This is a genomic window from Clavibacter michiganensis (assembly GCF_002151125.1).
In the GTDB taxonomy this organism is placed as follows: domain Bacteria; phylum Actinomycetota; class Actinomycetes; order Actinomycetales; family Microbacteriaceae; genus Clavibacter; species Clavibacter michiganensis_C.
The window spans coordinates 1-18,966 of record NZ_MDJZ01000017.1 but is presented as its reverse complement, the minus strand read 5'-3'; the positions used below and the strand labels follow the sequence as shown (position 1 = coordinate 18,966).

Here is an 18,966-nt window from a genome sequence, read left to right as displayed (position 1 = left end):
CGGCCCGCGTTGTGATCCACAGGAAGAGGGAGGTGCGCGCATGGCGGAGGTCCGTCGCGTCAAGCTGCCGGGTGTCGGCGTGCTGCACACCTTCATCACGGACGACGGGGGCAAGGTCGGCGTCATCGCGCACCGCTCCGGCCACAGCGACCTCATCACCTTCTCGGAGGAGCAGGACGGGCCCGACACGCAGAAGGTCTCGCTCCGCCTGAGCGAGGACGAGGCGCACACCCTCGCGGAGCTGCTCGGCGGCACGCGCATCACGGAGTCGATCGACAAGCTCGACCAGATCCCCGGCCTCAGCATCGACTGGTTCACGGTCGACTACGACGACCACATCGCCGGCCAGGCGCTCGGCAACCTCGCCTCGCGCGGGGTCGTCGGCCTCACGGTCGTGGCCGTCGTCCGCGGCGAGTCCGCCAATCCCGCGCCGTCCGACGACTTCACCGTCTACCCGGGCGACACGCTCGTGGTCGCCGGATCCCCCGAGAAGGTCGCCAAGGCCTTCGCGTTCTACCGGACGGGCGAGTTCCCGCACCGTCCCGCGCCCGGCTCCGCGCCGGACGGAGGGTAGCGGGTGCACCACGGCCACGACCTCATCGTCCTCGGCCTGCTGTTCGTCCTCGCCTACGCGTTCGGCCAGCTCGGCAAGCGCATCGGCCTGCCCGCGATCCCCATCTACATGCTCGTCGGGCTCCTCGCGAGCCCGAACGTCGACTGGTTCCCGCTCGACTTCGCCTCGGGCGACATGGAGCTCATCGCCGTCTTCGGCCTGATCCTCCTGCTGTTCAACCTCGGGCTGGAGTTCGACCAGGACGAGTTCTTCGGCAACGCCGGCAAGCTCATCGTCTCCGGCGGCTCGTACGTCCTCATCAACATGGGCGTCGGGTTCGCGTTCGGCTTCGCGCTCGGGTGGGGCACGCGCGAGGCGCTCATCATCGCGGGCATGACGGCGACCTCCTCGAGCGCCATCGTCACCAAGCTCCTCATCGAGCTCAACCGCCTGGCCAACGACGAGACGCCCATGATCCTCGGCGTCACCGTCGTCGAGGACATCTTCATCGCCGTCTACCTCGCGATCGTGTCGGTCGTGCTGAGCGGCCAGACCGAGCCCTGGGCGGTGGTCGGCCAGCTGGCGGTGTCGTTCGCCTTCCTCGTGGTGATGTTCACGGTGGCGCGGAAGGGCGGCGCGTTCCTGTCGCGGTTCCTGCGCACGCGCGACGTCGAGCTCTTCACCGTGCTGTTCTTCGGGCTCGCGATCATGTTCGGCGGCATCGGCGAGGTGCTCGGCGTCACCGACGCCATCGGCGCGTTCCTCATCGGCCTCGTGCTCGGCGCGACGCGCGTGCGCAACCGCATCGAGCAGATCGCCATCCCGCTGCGCGACGTCTTCGGCGCGTTCTTCTTCTTGAACTTCGGGCTGGCGCTGGATCCCGGGGAGTTCCCCACGGTCGTCGTCCCGGTGCTCCTCGCCGTGGTCATGACCTTCACGCTGAACCTCATCGCCGGGCAGTTCGTCGCGTGGCTCAACGGGTACGGCGCCCAGGCCGGCATCAACACGGCCTTCATCCTGCAGAACCGCGGCGAGTTCGCGCTCATCCTCGCGACGCTGTCGCTGTCGGCGGGGCTCGACGAGCGGATCCAGCCGTTCGCGGGCCTCTACGTGCTGGTGATGGCGATCATGGGTCCGCTGCTCGCCGCCAACTCGGTGCGCATCGGCACGGCCGTGCTGCCCACGCGGTACCGCTCCGCCACGAAGCGCGCGGTCGAGAAGGCCGCGCGCGACGCCGAGCGGGCCGGCGCGCTCGCGCTCTTCGAGGCGGCCGAGCGCGGAGAGCAGGTGCCGGCCGACGCCTTCGACGACGGCCTCGCGGCGGCGGGAGCCCGGCCGGGAACCGCGGCGCGCGGCACGACGCCGGGCACCGGCCCCGAGGCGGAGGGCGCGCGCGACCGGCCCGCCGCGGGCGCAGCCGGCGACGCCGACCCCGATGCCCCGCGTCCCGCCCCCGACCGCCGCGCCGAGCAGGCAGGCCAGCAGTCCGACCACGACACCTGGACACCACCCACCCGCGAACGGGAACCCGACTACTGATGACGCACGCACCCGACCCCCGCCCCGACGCCGCCGCGCGTCCCGACGCCGCGCCAGCGGGATCCGGCCCGGGCGGCCCCGCCGCCCCCGGACCCACGATCGGCCAGGTCGCCCGCCGCCCTCGCTCGGTCGCGCTCCTGGCGCTCGCCCTGGTCATCGCTGCGGGCTTCGCCGCGCTCGGCCAGTGGCAGCTGGCGCGCGCGGTCGAGTCGGGCGTCGTCATCGAGCGCGACACCGAGACGGCGCTGCCGCTCGGCACGCTGGTCGAGCCGCAGGGCTACGTCACCGACCGGTCGGCCGGGCACATGGTGACCGTCCAGGGTGCCCTCGTCCCCGGCGACTTCGTCGTCGTCTCCGACCGGCTCAACGCCGGCCGCACGGGCGCCTGGGTCGTGGGGCACCTCGCCATCACGGACGACGGCGCCCCCGCGGATCCCGCGCCCGAGGCGCTGCCCGACAGCGTCCCGGTCGCGCTCGGCTGGGCCCCGACCGACGAGGCGGCGGCGGGCGTCGCCGCATCGCTGAACGCGGGCGACGGATCGCCCACCGGGGTCCAGGAGGTCGTCGGCCGCTTCCTGCCGAGCGAGCAGCCCGAGCCCCCAGGCGAGGGCCAGGACCCCGAGCGCATGACCCGGCTCAGCACCGCCGCGCTCATCAACCTCTGGCCCGGCGACGTCGGCGACGTCTACAACGGCTTCATCGTCGCGTCCGAGCCCGTCGCGGGTCTCGCGTCCATCGACTCGCCGCCGCCGAGCGAGGCCGTGCAGCTCAACTGGCTCAACATCTTCTACGCGGCCGAGTGGGCGGTCTTCGCGATCTTCGCGATCGTGATCTGGTACCGGACGGTCCGCGACACGTGGACCCGCGAGCAGCCCGGCTACCGCGAGGACGAGGACGACGACGACGACGAGGACGACGACGACGAGCCGCTCCCCGAGGGCGGCCGCGACGACGCCGTCGACGCGCGCCGGCCCGGGAGCCGCGCAGACGCCGACCGGTAGGATCCACGCATGGCCTACGGACTCAAGCGCTCCGACATCCCGCAGATCCGGAGGGTCCTCGGCTTCTACCGCGTCATGGCGTTCATCACCGGCGCGTTCCTCCTCCTCCTCGTCGTGGAGATGGGCATCAAGTACCTGCCGGGCTTCCAGTTCGTCGACGGGTCGCTGCAGTACCTGGCCGGCGCCGGCTACGAGCTGGAGCTCAACGGCCCGTCCGGCTTCCTCGCGCTGTCGCCGGCGGACACGCTCACGGGCACGAACCTGAGCCTCCTGATCCAGATCGTCCACGGCAACATCTACGTGGTCTACCTCATCAGCGACTTCCTGCTCTGGCAGAAGATGCGCTGGTCGTTCACGCGCTTCATCCTCATCGCCGCGGGCGGCGTCGTGCCGTTCCTCTCCTTCGTCGTGGAGGCGCGCATCGCCCGCCGGGTGCGGGAGACGATCGCGGAGCTCGAGGCGCCGCGCCGCAAGGTGCCCGCCGCCGACGACCGCGACGACGCGGAAGCCCGACCCATCGACCCGACCACCACCACGGAGGCCACCACTTGAGCGTCGACAACCCCACGAACCAGCGTCCCGTCCTCGTCGTCGACTTCGGCGCCCAGTACGCGCAGCTGATCGCCCGCCGCGTGCGCGAGGCCAACGTCTACTCGGAGATCGTGCCGTCCACGATCACGGCCGAGGAGATCCGCGCGAAGGACCCGTCCGGCATCGTCCTCAGCGGCGGCCCGTCGAGCGTCTACGAGGAGGGCTCGCCCGGCCTCGACGAGGGGATCCTCGACCTCGGCGTCCCCGTGCTCGGCATCTGCTACGGCTTCCAGGTCATGGCGCGCGCCCTCGGCGGCGAGGTCGCGCACACCGGGCAGCGGGAGTACGGATCCACCGCTGTCACGCTCACGCCCGGCAGCACCCTGCTCGACGGCCAGCCCGACGACCAGACGGTGTGGATGAGCCACGGCGACTCCGTGTCGAAGGCGCCCGCGGGCTTCGAGGTGCTCGCCTCCAGCGCGTCCACGCCCGTCGCCGCGTTCGCGAGCGACGAGCGCCGCCTCTACGGCGTGCAGTGGCACCCCGAGGTCAAGCACTCCGCGCACGGCCAGGCCGTGCTCGAGAACTTCCTGCACCGCGCGGCCGGCATCCCGGGCGACTGGAACAGCGGCAACGTCATCGCCGAGCAGGTCGAGCGGATCCGCGCCCAGGTCGGCGACGCCCGCGTCATCTGCGGCCTCTCCGGCGGCGTCGACTCCGCGGTCGCCGCCGCGATCGTGCACCGCGCGGTCGGCGATCAGCTCACGTGCGTCTTCGTCGACCACGGCCTGCTCCGCCAGGACGAGCGCCGCCAGGTCGAGGAGGACTACGTCGCGGCCACGGGCGTGCGGCTGGTCACGGTCGACGCGGCGGACCAGTTCCTCGACGGCCTCGCGGGCGTCACGGATCCCGAGGCCAAGCGCAAGATCATCGGCCGCGAGTTCATCCGGTCGTTCGAAGGCGCCGCCGAGGCTCTCGTGCTCGAGGCGAAGGCCGACGGCGAGCCCATCCGCTTCCTCGTGCAGGGCACGCTCTACCCGGACGTGGTCGAGTCGGGCGGCGGCACGGGCACCGCGAACATCAAGAGCCACCACAACGTCGGCGGCCTGCCGGAGGACCTGAAGTTCGAGCTCGTCGAGCCGCTCCGCACCCTGTTCAAGGACGAGGTGCGCGCGATCGGCCGCGAGCTGGGCCTGCCCGAGGTCATCGTGGGTCGCCAGCCGTTCCCCGGCCCCGGCCTCGGGATCCGCATCGTCGGCGAGGTCACGGCCGAGCGCCTCGAGCTGCTGCGCAAGGCGGACGCCATCGCGCGCGCCGAGCTGACCGCCGCGGGCCTCGACCAGGAGATCTGGCAGTGCCCCGTGGTGCTGCTCGCCGACGTCCGCTCGGTGGGCGTGCAGGGCGACGGCCGCACCTACGGCCACCCCATCGTGCTGCGCCCCGTGTCCAGCGAGGACGCGATGACCGCCGACTGGACCCGCCTGCCGTACGACGTGCTCGCGCGCATCTCGAACCGCATCACGAACGAGGTGGACGGCGTGAACCGCGTCGTGCTCGACGTGACGTCGAAGCCGCCGGGCACCATCGAGTGGGAGTGATCCTCCCTCAGGCGCCCCGGCGCTGACACGACGAAGGCCGCTCCCCTCGGGGAGCGGCCTTCGTCGTGCTGCCGGTCCGCGGTGCTGTGCCGGGGACCTGCGGTGGTGCTAGTCGTTGCCGCGCAGGATCGCGAACAGGCGGAGCAGCTCGACGTACAGCCACACGATGGTGACGATGAGGCCGAAGGCCGCCGTCCAGCCGTACTTGCGGGGTGCGCCCGCGCGCACGCCGCGCTGGATGAAGTCGAAGTCCATCACGAGGGAGTAGGACGCGAGGAACACGGCGAGGATGCCCAGGAAGAAGCCCAGCGGGATGCCGAAGATCGGCTCGCTGCGAAGACCCCAGGCGTTGTCCGTAGCCCCGAAGATCATCATGCCGAAGTTGACGAGCGAGAACAGGCCGTAGCCGACCATGGCGATGAGGAAGATCTTCGTGGCCTTCGCGGACGCACGGATCTTGCCGCTGCGGAACAGCAGGAGGACGGTGACGAACACAGCCGCGGTGCCGAGGACGGCCTGCGTGGCCACGCCGGGGTACATGGAGTCGATGAAGTACGAGAGACCGCCGACGAGCAGCCCCTCGAACGCCGCGTACGCGACGATGAGCGGGACGGAGGGCTCCTTCTTGAAGGAGTTGACGAGGCCGAGCACGAGGCCGCCGATGGCGCCGAGCATGGCCAGGGGGAGCGCGAGCGGTCCCGAGAGCCAGGCGACGGCGCCGAGGACGATGACGATGGCGAGCAGGCTGACCGTCTTGACGGTCGTGTCCTCGAAGGTCATGCGGTCGGTCTCGGCCGAGGTCGCCGACGGGCGGTTGTAGAGCTCGTCGAGGCTCTCCGGGGTCACATCCCTCGTGGGCGTCGCACCCCGGCCGTTGAAGACCGGGTTGTTGGAGAACGTGGGGTTGGCCATGGTCCTTCTACTCTCAATGGTGGTTGAACGTGATCGTGGGCCAATTTAGCTGACCAGGCTGGGAGAGCACTCGTCCGGGCCGTGTATTTCCTCGGATGAGTACGCGCTCGCCGTCCACCTGGCGCATGTAGCGTCCCCCGCGTGGACCACGCCCCTCGCCCCCGCCCCCTCGTCATCGCCCACCGCGGAGCCAGCGGCTACCGCCCCGAGCACTCCGCCGCCGCCGTGCGGCTCGGCTTCGCGCAGGGCGCGGACGCCGTCGAACCCGACCTCGTCGCCTCCTCGGACGGCGTGCTCGTCATCCGGCACGAGAACGAGCTCGCCGGCACGACCGACGTGGCCGACAGGCCGGAGTTCGCCGACCGGCGGACCACGCGGCTCGTCGACGGCGTCGAGCGGAGCGGCTGGTTCACGGAGGACATGACGTGGGCCGAGATCCGCACGCTCCGCTGCCGGGAGCGGATCCCCGCGGTGCGGCCGGACAGCGCGACCCACGACGACGAGGAGACCGTGCTCTCGCTGCCCGACCTGCTGCGGATCATCGACCAGGAGTCGGCGCGCCACGGACGTCCGCTCGGCATGGTCGCGGAGATCAAGCACGCCACGCACTTCGCCGCGCTCGGCCTGCCGCTCGACGAGCTGTTCGCCCGCGACCTCCGCGCGCACGGCTGGGCGGATGACGCATCGCGCCTCACGATCGAGTCCTTCGAGCGGGATGCGCTCCTGCGCGTCCGGGCGCACGGCGTGGAGGCGCGTCTGGTGTACCTCCTCGAGGGACGCGGCGCTGCGGTGGACGAGGTCGCCCGGCACGGCGACGCCGCGGTCACGTTCGACGAGCAGCTGACCGACGGGGGTCTCGCGGCGCTCGCCGAGGAGGTGGACGGAATCAGCGTGGGCGTCGAGCGGATCTGCCCGGCCGTGGGGTTCCGCGCACCCGACGGCGCGGGGGCATCCTCACCCGCGCCGGTCTCCGACCTCGTCGAGCGCGCGCACCGCGTCGGCCTGACCGTCTTCACCTGGACGCTGCGCCCCGAGAACGCGTTCCTGCCCCGGCCCCTCCGCGGGCCCGGGCCGAAGTCGGCGCACGGCGACCACGGCGCGCACTGGGGCCGGCTCCTCGACGCGGGCGTCGACGGCGTCTTCGCCGACCACCCGGATCTCGCGGTCGCGCTCGTCGGGGGGCGCGCGGCGGCCGTCGTGCGCTGAGGCGGGGCTCCGGCGCCGAGGCCGGTCGGCCCGGTCGGCTCGCCCGCCGGCCCGTCGGACGGGACACCGCTCGGCTCGCTGGCTCGCTGCTCAGCCCGGTCGCGCGTCGGGGGCAGCGCCTAGGATCGATGCCGACATGAGTGCTGACCCCGCCGCCCTTCGCCCCTCCAGCACCCCGATCATCCTCGACGGCCGGTCGGGTGCCGATGGAGGGTCGGGAGCCCCCGAGGATCCGCTGCTGGAGGGCCTCAACCCGGAGCAGCGCGAGGCCGTCGTGTACCGGGGTCCCGCCCTCCTCATCGTCGCCGGTGCCGGTTCCGGCAAGACGCGGGTGCTCACCCACCGCATCGCGAGCCTCATCGAGTCCCGGGAGGCGTGGCCGAGCCAGATCCTCGCCATCACCTTCACGAACAAGGCCGCGGCCGAGATGCGCGAGCGCGTCGAGTCGCTGCTCGGCCAGGCGTCCGAGGGCATGTGGATCTCGACCTTCCACTCCGCGTGCGTCCGCATCCTGCGCCGGGAGGCGGAGGCCTTCGGCTTCACGCAGAACTTCACCATCTACGACTCCGCCGACAGCCGCGTGCTCATCAAGCGGATCATCAAGCAGCTCGACGCGGACACGCTCGGCTTCACGGTCTCCTCCGTGTCGGGCCGCATCTCGAAGCTCAAGAACGAGCTGTCGGACGCGGACACGTTCGCGCGGACGGCCAACTTCAACGATCCGGCCGAGGCCATGTTCGTGGAGATCTTCCGGCAGTACACGCGCTCGCTGGCGGCCGCCAACGCCTTCGACTTCGACGACCTCATCGGGCAGACCGTCTACCTCTTCCGCGCGTTCCCGAAGGTCGCGGCGCTCTACCAGCGGCGGTTCCGGCACGTGCTGGTGGACGAGTACCAGGACACGAACCACGCCCAGTACTCCCTCATCCGCGAGCTGACGCGCGCGGTGGCGCCGGAGGACGTGCCCGTCGACACGCGCATGTCCACGAACGGGATGGGCGGGATCGACGGGGCGTCGCTCACCGTGGTGGGCGACAGCGACCAGTCCATCTACGCCTTCCGCGGTGCCGACATCCGCAACATCACCGAGTTCGAGCGCGACTTCCCGCAGTCGAGGGTCGTGCTCCTCGAGCAGAACTACCGGTCGACGCAGAACATCCTCACCGCCGCCAACGCCGTCATCTCGAACAACTTCGACCGCAAGGACAAGAAGCTGTGGACCTCCATCGGCGACGGCGACAAGATCGTCGGCTTCACGGGGTACTCGGGGCACGACGAGGCGCAGTTCGTCGCCGACGAGATCCAGAAGCTGCACGAGGAGGGCACCGCGTACTCCGAGATCGCGGTGTTCTACCGGACGAACGCCCAGACCCGGGCGCTCGAGGAGATCCTGATCCGCTCGGCCGTGCCGTACCGCATCATGGGCGGCACGAAGTTCTACGAGCGGGCGGAGATCAAGGACGCCATGGCGTACCTGATCGCCGTCGCGAACCCCGCGGACGTGCTGGCGCTGCGCCGCATCCTCAACACCCCGAAGCGGGGCATCGGCCCGGCCACGGAGACCGCCCTCGCGAACTTCGCGGAGTCGCACGGCGTGACCTTCCGCGAGGCCATGCGCCGCGCATCCGAGCTGGGCCTCGGACCCAAGGTGACGCAGGCGATCCTCGCGCTCTCGCGGATGCTCGACGAGGTGGCGCTGCTCCTGGATCCGGAGCGGCCGGAAGGACGGACCTCCGTCGGCGACCTGGTGACCACGCTGCTGGAGAAGAGCGGCCTCGTGCAGGCGCTGCGGGCGAGCAAGGACGCGCAGGACGAGGCCCGCGCGGAGAACGTCGAGGAGCTCGTCGCCGTGACGAAGGAGTTCTCGCGCAACAACCCCGAGGGCCAGCTCGTGGACTTCCTCACGGAGGTCTCGCTCGTCGCCGCGGCGGACGAGCTCGACGACTCGAGCGGCACCGTGTCCCTCATGACCCTCCACACGGCGAAGGGCCTCGAGTACGACTCGGTGTTCCTCACGGGCGTGGAGGAGGACCTGCTGCCGCACCGCATGTCCGCGAACGAGCCCGGCGGACCGGCGGAGGAGCGGCGCCTGTTCTACGTGGGCATCACGCGCGCCCGTCGCCGCCTCTTCATCTCGCTCGCCATGACGCGGGCGCAGTTCGGCGAGGTCAACGTCGCCATGCCGAGCCGGTACCTGCAGGAGATCCCGGCTGAGCTCATCGACTGGAAGCAGTCGCCGGGCATGGCCACCTCGCGCGGCGGCACGCAACCCCGCGCCCTGAACGCCCGGCGTGAGGGAGGCGGCTACGGGGGCCGATCCCGCTCGTCGAGCGGATTCGAGGACCCGGCCCTGCCGCCGCCTCCTCGCCCCAAGACCCAGTGGGCCAACACGGTCACCGGGCAGGTGCGCGACAACGGCGACCTCGAGCTCGCCTTCGGCGACCGCATCCGCCACACGGACTTCGGCGACGGCCGGGTGACCGGCGTCACGGGCGAGGGACGCAAGCGCATCGCCGAGGTCCAGTTCGACGGCCCGGCGGGTCGCAAGCGGCTGCTCATCAAGATCGCGCCCATCGAGAAGCTCTAGGGATCCCGCGGCGACGGCCGGTGCGGCGGATGCCGACTCCCACGGCTCCGAGTGCGCCGATCGTCGCCGCTGCGCATGCGAGCTGCTGCGCGCCCACCCGCTCGGTCCCACCGGGACCCGGCACGTCGATCCCGGGTGCCCCGCCCGTCATCGCGAGCTGGGCGTGCGCGGGCGGTGCGGGGACGTCGGTGGCCGGCGGAGGGGCCGCGTGGAACGTCTCGCCGGCGTGCGCCACGTGATCGGCGAACGGCGCGATGGCTGCCCCGTCCGCATCCCCGGCGGGTCGGCCCGGGCTGTCGAGCACGGCGACGTACCAGCCGGGCGAGGAGACGCGCATGCAGGGCGTGGTCACGTCGCCGTCGCCGGTGAGGACGACGTCCGAGGCGAGGCCGGCCGCGCCGCCGTCGTCCGGCACGAGCACGGGCTCGCCGTCGGCGGGCGCCGTCGGGAACGGACCCGCGAGGCGGACGTGCACGGGCACGGAGCCGACCCCGACGAACGACGCCGCGTGCAGCGTGTCGGTCTGGCAGTCGCCCGTCGTGATCTCCCGGGCCCCGATGGTCGTCGTGATCCGCGGCGGCTGCGGGACCTGCGACGTCTCGGTGGCGGCGCCGAAGGTCGACCGCCAGGGCAGGACCCGCGCTCGTCCGTCCGGGATCGCGGTGTCGTCCGGCGAGATGGACTCGACCCAGGTGTAGAAGCCGCCGGACGGGAGCCGGCAGGCGGGCGAGGCGTAGTCGCCCGGACCGCGGTCGACGCGCGTCGCGACCTCGCACACCTGCGGGGCGTCGGCGGGGGCGTCGTCGCGCTCGGGCCCGACCTGCTCCGGGAAGGGCCCGAGCAGCCGGCTGCGGACGATGACCGGCACGGGCACCAGGCTGCCGTCCTCCCGGCGGGTCAGCCCCCAGCCGTCGGAGGTGGCCGGCCTGCCGTGGTCGGCGGGCGCCGCGTGGTCGGCGGACACGCTGAGCGCGTCCGAGAGCTCGTCGCCGATCCCCGCGACGGACTGCGACGTGCGGGTGACGACGCGCGGCGCGAAGGGGAGCGGGCTCGGGGCCTGCGCGTCCGCGCTCGCCTCGGCCCGGGCATCCGCGGGGCGGGCCAGGATCATCCGCTGGGACGCGCCGCCGTCGCCCACCGCGTCCAGGACGTCGCCGTAGGGGAGCGAGGTGAAGACGGCGCTCGCCGTCACATGCAGCGCCGCGGCGGATCCCGTCGCCCGCAGCGCCATCGGGGTGCCGTTCGCCACCTGCGCCGTCGTGCTCCCGTCGTCGAACACGGCGCCGGTGAGGGAGACCGTGCCCGTCTGCGATCCGGCGGGGACGTCCGTCTGCCCGCTCGCGACGAGGTCGGCGCGCAGGTCCACGCGCACGGTGCCGTGCCCGTCGTCCCCGAGCGCCACGGTCGCGGCCGCGGTCGCGGAGCGCGAGGCGCGGGATCCGGCCTCGGCCAGCATCTCCCGGGCACGTGACTCGACGGCGGCGGCACGATCGCCGGCCCGCGCCGCGTACCAGGACAGGTCATGCGCTCCCAGTCCGGTGATGCTCCACGTCGCCAGCTGACCGGCGGCGGCGTCGTCGGGATCCGCTGATCCGGCCCATCGCCGGGAGATGTAGGCGAGCCGCGCGCGGTCGTCGGGCGACGTGCCCGCGTCCGCGACAGGCGCGTACGCGTGGCCGGGCGGCGCGGCGAGCCCGACATCGATGCAGAAGCCGAGCCGCCCGTCGTCCATCCGGTACGAGCCCAGCCAGCGTCCGTCCGCCCCCGAGGAGTACCCGACGCCGTGGGAGACCGCGCTCAGCGCCTGCGCGGGAGGCGCGGCGCTCGCCGCGAAGCCCAGCGCGAGGCCGACGCCCACGAGCGCCGACACGAGCCGGGGAGCGCGCGGCCGCCGTGGTGGGCGGTCGTGCCGTCGGGGAGAGGAGGAGGGAGGGGCCGAGGTGATCCATGTCATGGCCGCACAGTGCGGCGCACCGGATCCGATCGGGTGCCCCGCGCGAGGAGCCGGGGACGGGACCGGTGCCCGCCGGCCTGTGCAGGAGCGGCCCGGGCGTCCGCTATCCCGGGCTGCGCCGACGGTACCTGCGCGTGATCACCGACCGGGGCGCCTCGCGGACGGCGCGCGGCAGCACCCGGTACACGGCGAGGACGGGCGCGAGGAGGCGCGCGTAGCGGCGCTCGAGGCGCGCGTCCCACCTCATCCCGAAGCCCGCCCGGATCCGTGGCGGCAGGAGACCCGCCGTCACGAGGGCGACGAACGGCATGACGGCGCGGATCGCCGGGGGTCCGTCCCGGGGGTCCAGCAGCGTCCGTGCGACCCGCCGGGCGTCGGCCGTCGGCTCGAGGGTCGCGATCCGCTCGTCCCAGTAGACGCGGAAGGCCGCGCGGTCGGCGGGCCACAGCTCCTCCGGGACCTGCAGCGCGGTGCCGAGGACGGCGTACTGACGGTGGATCCTGTCGGCGGACTCCTCCGGGAGCGGACCGAAGCAGAGCTCGAACATGGTGATCGCGGACTGGTACACCGTCGCCGCGACCCACAGCTGCAGCTCGGGGTCGTAGGCGCTGTACGCGGGGGCGGATCCGTCCGCCGCGGGGACCGCCGACCGGACGGGAGCGTGAGCGCGACCGACGATCCGCCGCGCGCGCGCGACCTCCGCGGGCGAGCCGAACACGACGGCGTAGATGTAGCCGAGCGTGCCCTCCAGCCGGTCGAGGGGCCGGGACGCGAAGTCGCTGTGCTCGGCGACGCCGCGGGCGACGGACGGGTCGGCGACCTGGAGGAGGATCGCCCGCGCTCCGGCCGCCAGGAGGATCCCCTCGCCCGCGATGTCCCGGATGGCGCCGCCCGGTCGGCGGGCGGGATGCGGCCTCGGCGTCATCCGCCCAGTCTCCCTCCCCAGGGCCGCCGATAGCGCGTCGGCGCACGGCCCGAACGCCCCCGGGCCGGCCGACCCGCGACCCGATAGGCTCTCCACGGTCGTCGACGCGGCGGACCGTTCCACCCTGTGGGCGGCACGCGCGTCGACCAGCCGCAACACACCGGGTGCCGCCACCAGACGGTCGTGGCACCGCAGCCTCGAACGACGCACGTAACCGCCTGGCGCGGGTGCGGATGGGATGACACGCGTGGATCTTTTCGAATACCAGGCCAGGGACCTCTTCGAGTCCTACGGCGTCCCGGTCCTCCCGGGGATCGTCGCCGACACCGCCGAGGAGGTGCGCGCCGCGGCCGAGAAGCTGGGCGGCACCGTCGTCGTGAAGGCGCAGGTGAAGACCGGAGGCCGCGGCAAGGCCGGCGGCGTCAAGGTCGCCCAGAGCGCCGACGCGGCGTTCGAGGCGGCCGAGGGCATCCTCGGGCTCGACATCAAGGGGCACACCGTGCACCGCGTGATGGTGGCGGCCGGTGCCCGCATCGCCGAGGAGTTCTACTTCTCGATCCTCCTCGACCGCGCCGAGCGCTCGTACCTCTGCCTCGCCAGCTACGAGGGCGGGATGGAGATCGAGGAGCTCGCCGTCACGCGGCCCGAGGCGCTCGCCCGCATCGAGATCGACCCGGTCGCCGGCATCGACGCCGCGAAGGCCGAGGAGATCGCCCGCGCCGCCTCGTTCCCCGAGGAGCTCATCGCCAAGGTGGCGCCCGTGTTCGAGCGCCTCTGGTGGGTCTACCGGGACGAGGACGCGACGCTCGTCGAGGTCAACCCCCTCGTGCTCACCGAGTCCGGCGACGTCATCGCCCTCGACGGCAAGGTCACGCTCGACGAGAACGCCGGCTTCCGTCACGAGGGCCACGCCGCCCTCGAGGACGCGGCCGCCGCGGATCCCCTCGAGGCCAAGGCCAAGGAGTCCGACCTCAACTACGTCAAGCTCGACGGCCAGGTCGGCATCATCGGCAACGGCGCGGGGCTCGTCATGTCCACGCTCGACGTCGTCAGCTACGCGGGCGAGTCGCACGGTGGCGTGCGCCCCGCGAACTTCCTCGACATCGGCGGCGGAGCGTCGGCCGAGGTCATGGCCGCGGGTCTCGACGTCATCCTCGGCGACGAGCAGGTCACGAGCGTCTTCGTCAACGTCTTCGGCGGCATCACGTCGTGCGACGCGGTCGCGAACGGCATCGTCGGCGCGCTCGACAAGCTGGGCGACGCCGCCACCAAGCCGCTCGTCGTCCGCCTCGACGGCAACAACGTCGAGGAGGGCCGCCGCATCCTCGAGGAGCGCGCGCACCCCCTGGTCACCGTCGTCGGCACCATGGACGAGGCGGCTGACAAGGCCGCCGAGCTGGCCGCCGCTTAACTCCCGAGAGAGAACAGGAACAGGTACATGTCGATTCTTCTCGACGAGAACAGCAGGATCATCGTCCAGGGCCTCACGGGCTCCGAGGGGACCAAGCACGCGGGTCGCATGCTCGCGTCCGGCAGCAAGGTCGTGGGCGGCGTCAACCCGCGCAAGGCGGGCAGCACGGTCACGATCGAGGGCGTCGAGCTCCCGATCTTCGGCTCGGTCGCCGAGGCCATGGCCGAGACGGGCGCCGACGTGTCGGTCATCTTCGTCCCGCCGGCATTCGCCAAGAGCGCGGTGGTCGAGGCCATCGACGCGGCCATCCCGCTCGCGGTCGTCATCACCGAGGGCATCCCGGTCAAGGACTCCGCCGAGTTCTGGTCGCACGCCAAGAGCACGGGCGGGAAGACGCGCATCGTCGGCCCGAACTGCCCCGGCATCATCAGCCCCGGCAGGTCGAACGCGGGCATCATCCCGGCCACGATCACCGAGGCGGGCCCCATCGGCCTCGTGTCGAAGTCGGGCACGCTGACCTACCAGATGATGTTCGAGCTGCGCGATCTCGGCATCTCGACCGCCATCGGCATCGGCGGCGACCCCATCATCGGCACGACGCACATCGACGCGCTCGAGGCGTTCGAGGCCGACCCGGAGACGCGCGCCATCGTCATGATCGGCGAGATCGGCGGCGACGCGGAGGAGCGCGCGGCCGAGTACATCAAGGCGCACGTCACCAAGCCGGTCGTCGCCTACGTCGCCGGATTCACCGCTCCCGAGGGCAAGACGATGGGCCACGCCGGCGCCATCGTGTCCGGCGGCAGCGGCACGGCGCAGGGCAAGAAGGAGGCCCTCGAGGCCTCGGGCGTCAAGGTCGGCAAGACGCCGACCGAGACGGCCAACCTCCTCCGCGAGGTCTTCGCCGCCCTGTAGGCACGATGCGCTCGCGCGCACGACGACGGCCCGCATCCCCGGTGGATGCGGGCCGTCGTCACGCCCGCGGCTCCTCCCCGGTCGGATCGACCGGCGGATGCCCCGGCGCGCCCGCGCTCGGACCGGTCGCGCGGGACCCGGCCGGTAGGGTCGTCGAGGCATGAACCGACACGCAACCGCCCTGTTCGCGGCACTCGAGGCGCTCCTGGTGGTGGGGGTCGGCGTCGCCCTGCCCCTCGTCCCGCTCACCGCGCTCTGGGCCGGTCAGTACGACCTGCAGGTCGACTGGGGCGTCTTCGCACGCACGGCCGTCGACCTCTGGCTCCTCGGTCACGGCGTGCCGCTCGCGGCGTCGCTGGATCCGTCGCTCGCGACCGCCCTCGGCCTGCCGCCCGTCGACGCGCCCTTCGCGCTCACGCTCGCGCCCCTGGGGTTCGCCCTCCTCACGCTGCTCCTCGGGATCCGCGCCGGACGCCGCATCGTCGAGACCGACCACCCCGGCGTCGGAGCGGTCTCCGCCGTCGTCACGACGGCCCTCCTGTCCCTCGGCCTCGCGCTCGCGGTCCAGCACGAGGGCATCGCGCCGGCCATCGCGCGGGGCGCGATCCTGCCGACCCTGGTCCTCGCGCTCGGCCTCCTCATCGGCGGCGTCGCCCGCGTCGACCGCGCGCGGGCAGCCCGGTGGGGCGCGTCCCTGTCGTCGGGCCGGGCGGCCGGCGCCATCCGGAGCGCGCGGGATGCGCTCGACCGCCTGCCGGACGGCGCGGTCTCCGTCGCCGGGACGGCCGTCCGCGGGGGAGCCGCCGCGGCCTTCGCCGTCGTGGCGATCTCCGCCGTCGTGGTCGCGGTGCTGCTGGGCCTGCAGTACGCGACCGTGATCACCCTCTACGAGACGCTGCAGACGGGGATCGTCGGCGGCGTCGCGCTCACGCTGGCGCAGATCGCGCTCCTGCCGAACCTGGTCATGTGGGCGGCGTCCTGGCTGATCGGGCCCGGCTTCGCGCTCGGCACCGGCTCGTCCATCTCGCCGCTCGGCACGGCCGTCGGCCCCATCCCGTCGGTGCCGGTGCTGGGCGTCCTGCCGCAGGGGGCGTTCGACCTCGGCTACCTCGGCATCCTCGTCCCCGTGGTCGTGTCCTTCGTCGCGGCGGTCGCGCTCTCGCCGCGGGTGGCGCGGATCCCCGAGCCCGAGGCGCGACGCTGGCCGTGGTTCCTCATCGCGGGTCTCGGCATGGGCCTCGTCGGCGCAGGCGCGCTCGCCCTGCTGGCGGTCCTGTCCGGAGGCGCGGCGGGCCCCGGCCGGTTGGCGGACGTGGGTCCGGCTGCCGGGTGGATCCTCCTGGTCGCGTTCCTCGAGATCGGCGTCGCCTCCGTGGCGGGCATGTTCGTGTCCGGGCTCATGGCCCCCCTTGTCCGGCGCAGCGTCGAGGGACGCGGATAGGCTGTGGCCGTGCTCAACGTGGTCGTCCTCATCTCCGGCAGCGGGACCAACCTCCACGCCCTCCTGCAGGCGGCCGAGCACGCGGACTACCCCGCCCGGGTGATCGCCGTCGGCGCCGACCGCGACGCGGACGGGCTCGCCTTCGCCGAGGAGCGCGGCATCCCCACCTTCACCGTGCCGTTCGCGAGCTTCCCCGACCGCGCGGCCTGGGGCGACGAGCTCGCCGCGGCCATCGCCGGCTGGCAGCCCGACCTCGTGGTCCTCAGCGGCTTCATGCGCCTCCTCCCGCCGCGCGCGGTGGAGGCCTTCGCGCCCCGCATCGTGAACACGCACCCGGCGTACCTCCCCGAGTTCCCGGGAGCCCACGCCGTCCGCGACGCCATCGCGGCCGGGGCCACGAGCTCCGGGGCGTCCATCATCGTCGTCGACACCGGGGTCGACACCGGGCCGGTGCTCGCGCAGGAGCGCGTGCCCGTGGAACCCGGCGACACCGAGCACACCCTGCACGAGCGCATCAAGGTCGTGGAGCGCAGGCTCCTCGTCGACACGGTGCGCGCCATCTCCCTCGGCACCATCGACCTCAAGGAGCTGTCCCCGGCATGAGCGGACCCCGTCACGACCCGTCCCTGTTCCGCGATCGAGACGGGATCCGGGTGGCACGCGCGCTCGTCTCCGTCAGCGACAAGACCGGGCTGCTGGAGCTCGCGCGGGCGCTCGCCGAGGCCGGGGTCGAGATCGTCTCCACCGGTTCCACGGCGAGCACCATCGCGGAGGCGGGCTTCGCCGTGACCCAGGTGCAGGACGTCACGGGGTTCCCGGAGTCGCTCGACGGGCGCGTGAAGACCCTGCACCCCGCGGTGCACGCCGGACTCCTGGCCGACCTCCGCCTCGAGTCGCACGAGGTGCAGCTCGCCGAGCTGGGCATCGCGCCGTTCCAGCTCGTCGTCGTGAACCTGTACCCGTTCGTCGAGACCGTGGCCTCGGGCGCCCCGGCGTCCGACGTCATCGAGCAGATCGACATCGGCGGCCCCGCCATGGTGCGCGCATCGGCCAAGAACCACGCCAACGTGGCCATCGTCGTGTCCCCGTCGAGCTACGACGAGGTGATCGCGGCGGTCGGCTCCGGGGGCACGACCCTCGAGCAGCGGCGGCGGCTGGCGGCGGCGGCGTTCACGCACACGGCCGACTACGACCGCGCAGTCGCGGACTACTTCCGATCGGCGGTCGTCGGGGGCGGGTCCGTCGCCGCAGACGGCGACACGACCTGGCCCGACAGCTGGGACGTCGGCGGCGAGCTCGCGCAGGTGCTCCGCTACGGCGAGAACTCCCATCAGGACGCGGCGCTCTACCGCCGGGCCGACGGCGCGGGCATCGCCCAGGCGGTCCAGCTGCACGGCAAGGAGATGTCCTACAACAACTTCGTCGACGCGGACGCGGCGGTCCGGGCCGCGTACGACTTCCGGGAGCCGGCCGTCGCCATCATCAAGCACGCGAATCCCTGCGGCATCGCCGTCGCGGCCCCGAGAGCGGTCGACGCGATCGCCGCCGCGCACCGCAGCGCGCACGACTGCGATCCGGTCTCGGCGTTCGGCGGCGTCATCGCCGCGAACCGCACGGTCACGCTCGGCATGGCGGAGACGGTGAAGGAGATCTTCACCGAGGTGCTCGTGGCCCCCGGGTTCGACGACGACGCGCTCACGCTCCTGAAGACGAAGAAGAACCTGCGGCTGCTCACCCTCCCGGAGGGGTACCACCGCGAGGAGCTCGAGGCCCGTCAGATCTCGGGTGGCTACCTGGTGCAGTCCGGCGACGTGTTCCCGACGGACGGCACGCGGCTCTCCGAGTCGTGGACCCTGGCGACCGGCGAGCCCGTCGACGACCAGACGCTCGCGGACCTCGAGTTCGCCTGGAAGGCCTGCCGCGCGGTGAAGTCGAACGCGATCCTGCTCGCGCACCACGGTGCGTCCGTCGGCGTGGGCATGGGCCAGGTCAACCGGGTGGACTCCTGCCAGCTCGCCGTGCAGCGCGCAGGGGAACGTGCGGCCGGGTCGGTCGCGGCCTCGGATGCGTTCTTCCCCTTCGCCGACGGGCTGCAGGTCCTCCTCGACGCCGGGGTCCGCGCCGTCGTCCAGCCCGGGGGCTCGGTCCGCGACGAGGAGGTCGTCGAGGCGGCCCGCGCGGCCGGCGTCGCCATGTACTTCACGGGCGAGCGCCACTTCTTCCACTGATGTCGCAGCCGACGGTCCGCGGGACCGTCGGCGCGCGACCGTCGCGACACGCCCGGGATGCGGGTTGTTTTGCGGGGGTGGGGTGGTCCGCGTAATGTCTCCTCTTGTCGCCGGAACGGGCGGGGAGCGAAAAGCTTCCGGAGCTGTTCTGGCGGGTGATGATCC

General features: G+C 72.7%; 15 protein-coding genes. 12 read left to right on the top strand and 3 right to left on the bottom strand.

The annotated features are described in order from the left end of the window. Positions 1–40: 40 nt before the first annotated feature. The 5 genes from BFL37_RS11895 to guaA are packed head-to-tail and all read left to right on the top strand — an operon-like array spanning position 41 to position 5,222. On the top strand, positions 41–574 hold the full coding sequence (locus tag BFL37_RS11895) for a cation:proton antiporter regulatory subunit (RefSeq protein ID WP_086515354.1): 534 nt from the start codon (positions 41–43) through the stop codon (positions 572–574). A gap of 3 nt (positions 575–577) precedes the next feature. Next, complete coding sequence (locus BFL37_RS11890; RefSeq protein ID WP_086515353.1) at positions 578–2,092, top strand: cation:proton antiporter; 1,515 nt, start codon at positions 578–580, stop codon at positions 2,090–2,092. Next, positions 2,092–3,093: an SURF1 family cytochrome oxidase biogenesis protein gene (locus BFL37_RS11885; protein ID WP_086515352.1), complete on the top strand. Its 1,002-nt coding sequence runs from the start codon at positions 2,092–2,094 to the stop codon at positions 3,091–3,093. The genes BFL37_RS11890 and BFL37_RS11885 overlap by 1 nt, the downstream gene beginning before the upstream one ends. A 9-nt stretch (positions 3,094–3,102) precedes the next feature. Continuing rightward, a complete protein-coding gene (locus tag BFL37_RS11880; RefSeq protein WP_086515351.1) occupies positions 3,103–3,645 on the top strand; it encodes a DUF3817 domain-containing protein in 543 nt (180 codons plus the stop codon). Beyond that, complete coding sequence (gene guaA / locus BFL37_RS11875) at positions 3,642–5,222, top strand: glutamine-hydrolyzing GMP synthase (protein WP_086515350.1); 1,581 nt, start codon at positions 3,642–3,644, stop codon at positions 5,220–5,222. The genes BFL37_RS11880 and guaA overlap by 4 nt, the downstream gene beginning before the upstream one ends. Positions 5,223–5,330: 108 nt before the next feature. Here guaA and BFL37_RS11870 read toward each other — a convergent pair whose 3' ends face one another. Next, entirely contained in the window at positions 5,331–6,134 is an 804-nt protein-coding gene (locus tag BFL37_RS11870) for a Bax inhibitor-1/YccA family protein (RefSeq protein WP_086515349.1), read from the bottom strand. Positions 6,135–6,275: 141 nt separating this feature from the next. Here BFL37_RS11870 and BFL37_RS11865 point away from each other — a divergent pair, with 141 nt between their 5' ends. Beyond that, a complete protein-coding gene (locus tag BFL37_RS11865) occupies positions 6,276–7,340 on the top strand; it encodes a glycerophosphodiester phosphodiesterase family protein (RefSeq protein ID WP_086515348.1) in 1,065 nt (354 codons plus the stop codon). Positions 7,341–7,476: 136 nt separating this feature from the next. Then, complete coding sequence (locus tag BFL37_RS11860; RefSeq protein WP_086515347.1) at positions 7,477–9,927, top strand: ATP-dependent helicase; 2,451 nt, start codon at positions 7,477–7,479, stop codon at positions 9,925–9,927. Here the strand turns inward: BFL37_RS11860 and BFL37_RS11855 are convergent. Further along, positions 9,899–11,797, bottom strand: a complete 1,899-nt coding sequence (locus tag BFL37_RS11855) for a hypothetical protein (protein WP_241534064.1) — start codon at positions 11,795–11,797, stop codon at positions 9,899–9,901. The two genes, BFL37_RS11860 and BFL37_RS11855, sit on opposite strands and share 29 nt — an antisense overlap. Positions 11,798–11,984: 187 nt before the next feature. After that, positions 11,985–12,806, bottom strand: coding sequence for an oxygenase MpaB family protein (locus BFL37_RS11850; protein ID WP_086515345.1), 822 nt, complete (start codon positions 12,804–12,806; stop codon positions 11,985–11,987). Positions 12,807–13,053: 247 nt separating this feature from the next. Here BFL37_RS11850 and sucC point away from each other — a divergent pair, with 247 nt between their 5' ends. The 5 genes from sucC to purH all read left to right on the top strand — a co-directional run bounded on the left by sucC (position 13,054) and on the right by purH (position 18,801). Further along, a complete protein-coding gene (gene sucC, locus BFL37_RS11845) occupies positions 13,054–14,217 on the top strand; it encodes an ADP-forming succinate--CoA ligase subunit beta (protein ID WP_086515710.1) in 1,164 nt (387 codons plus the stop codon). A 27-nt stretch (positions 14,218–14,244) separates the two neighbouring features. Beyond that, the gene (sucD, locus tag BFL37_RS11840) at positions 14,245–15,132 is read left to right on the top strand and encodes a succinate--CoA ligase subunit alpha (protein WP_086515344.1); all 888 of its coding nucleotides are present in this window, start codon (positions 14,245–14,247) and stop codon (positions 15,130–15,132) included. A 160-nt stretch (positions 15,133–15,292) separates the two neighbouring features. Then, entirely contained in the window at positions 15,293–16,573 is a 1,281-nt protein-coding gene (locus BFL37_RS11835; protein ID WP_086515343.1) for a cell division protein PerM, read from the top strand. 9 nt (positions 16,574–16,582) lie between these two features. Beyond that, the gene (gene purN, locus BFL37_RS11830; protein ID WP_172403813.1) at positions 16,583–17,176 is read left to right on the top strand and encodes a phosphoribosylglycinamide formyltransferase; all 594 of its coding nucleotides are present in this window, start codon (positions 16,583–16,585) and stop codon (positions 17,174–17,176) included. Further along, positions 17,173–18,801, top strand: a complete 1,629-nt coding sequence (gene purH, locus BFL37_RS11825) for a bifunctional phosphoribosylaminoimidazolecarboxamide formyltransferase/IMP cyclohydrolase (RefSeq protein WP_086515341.1) — start codon at positions 17,173–17,175, stop codon at positions 18,799–18,801. Before purN ends, purH begins: the two co-directional genes overlap by 4 nt. Positions 18,802–18,966 lie beyond the last annotated feature (165 nt).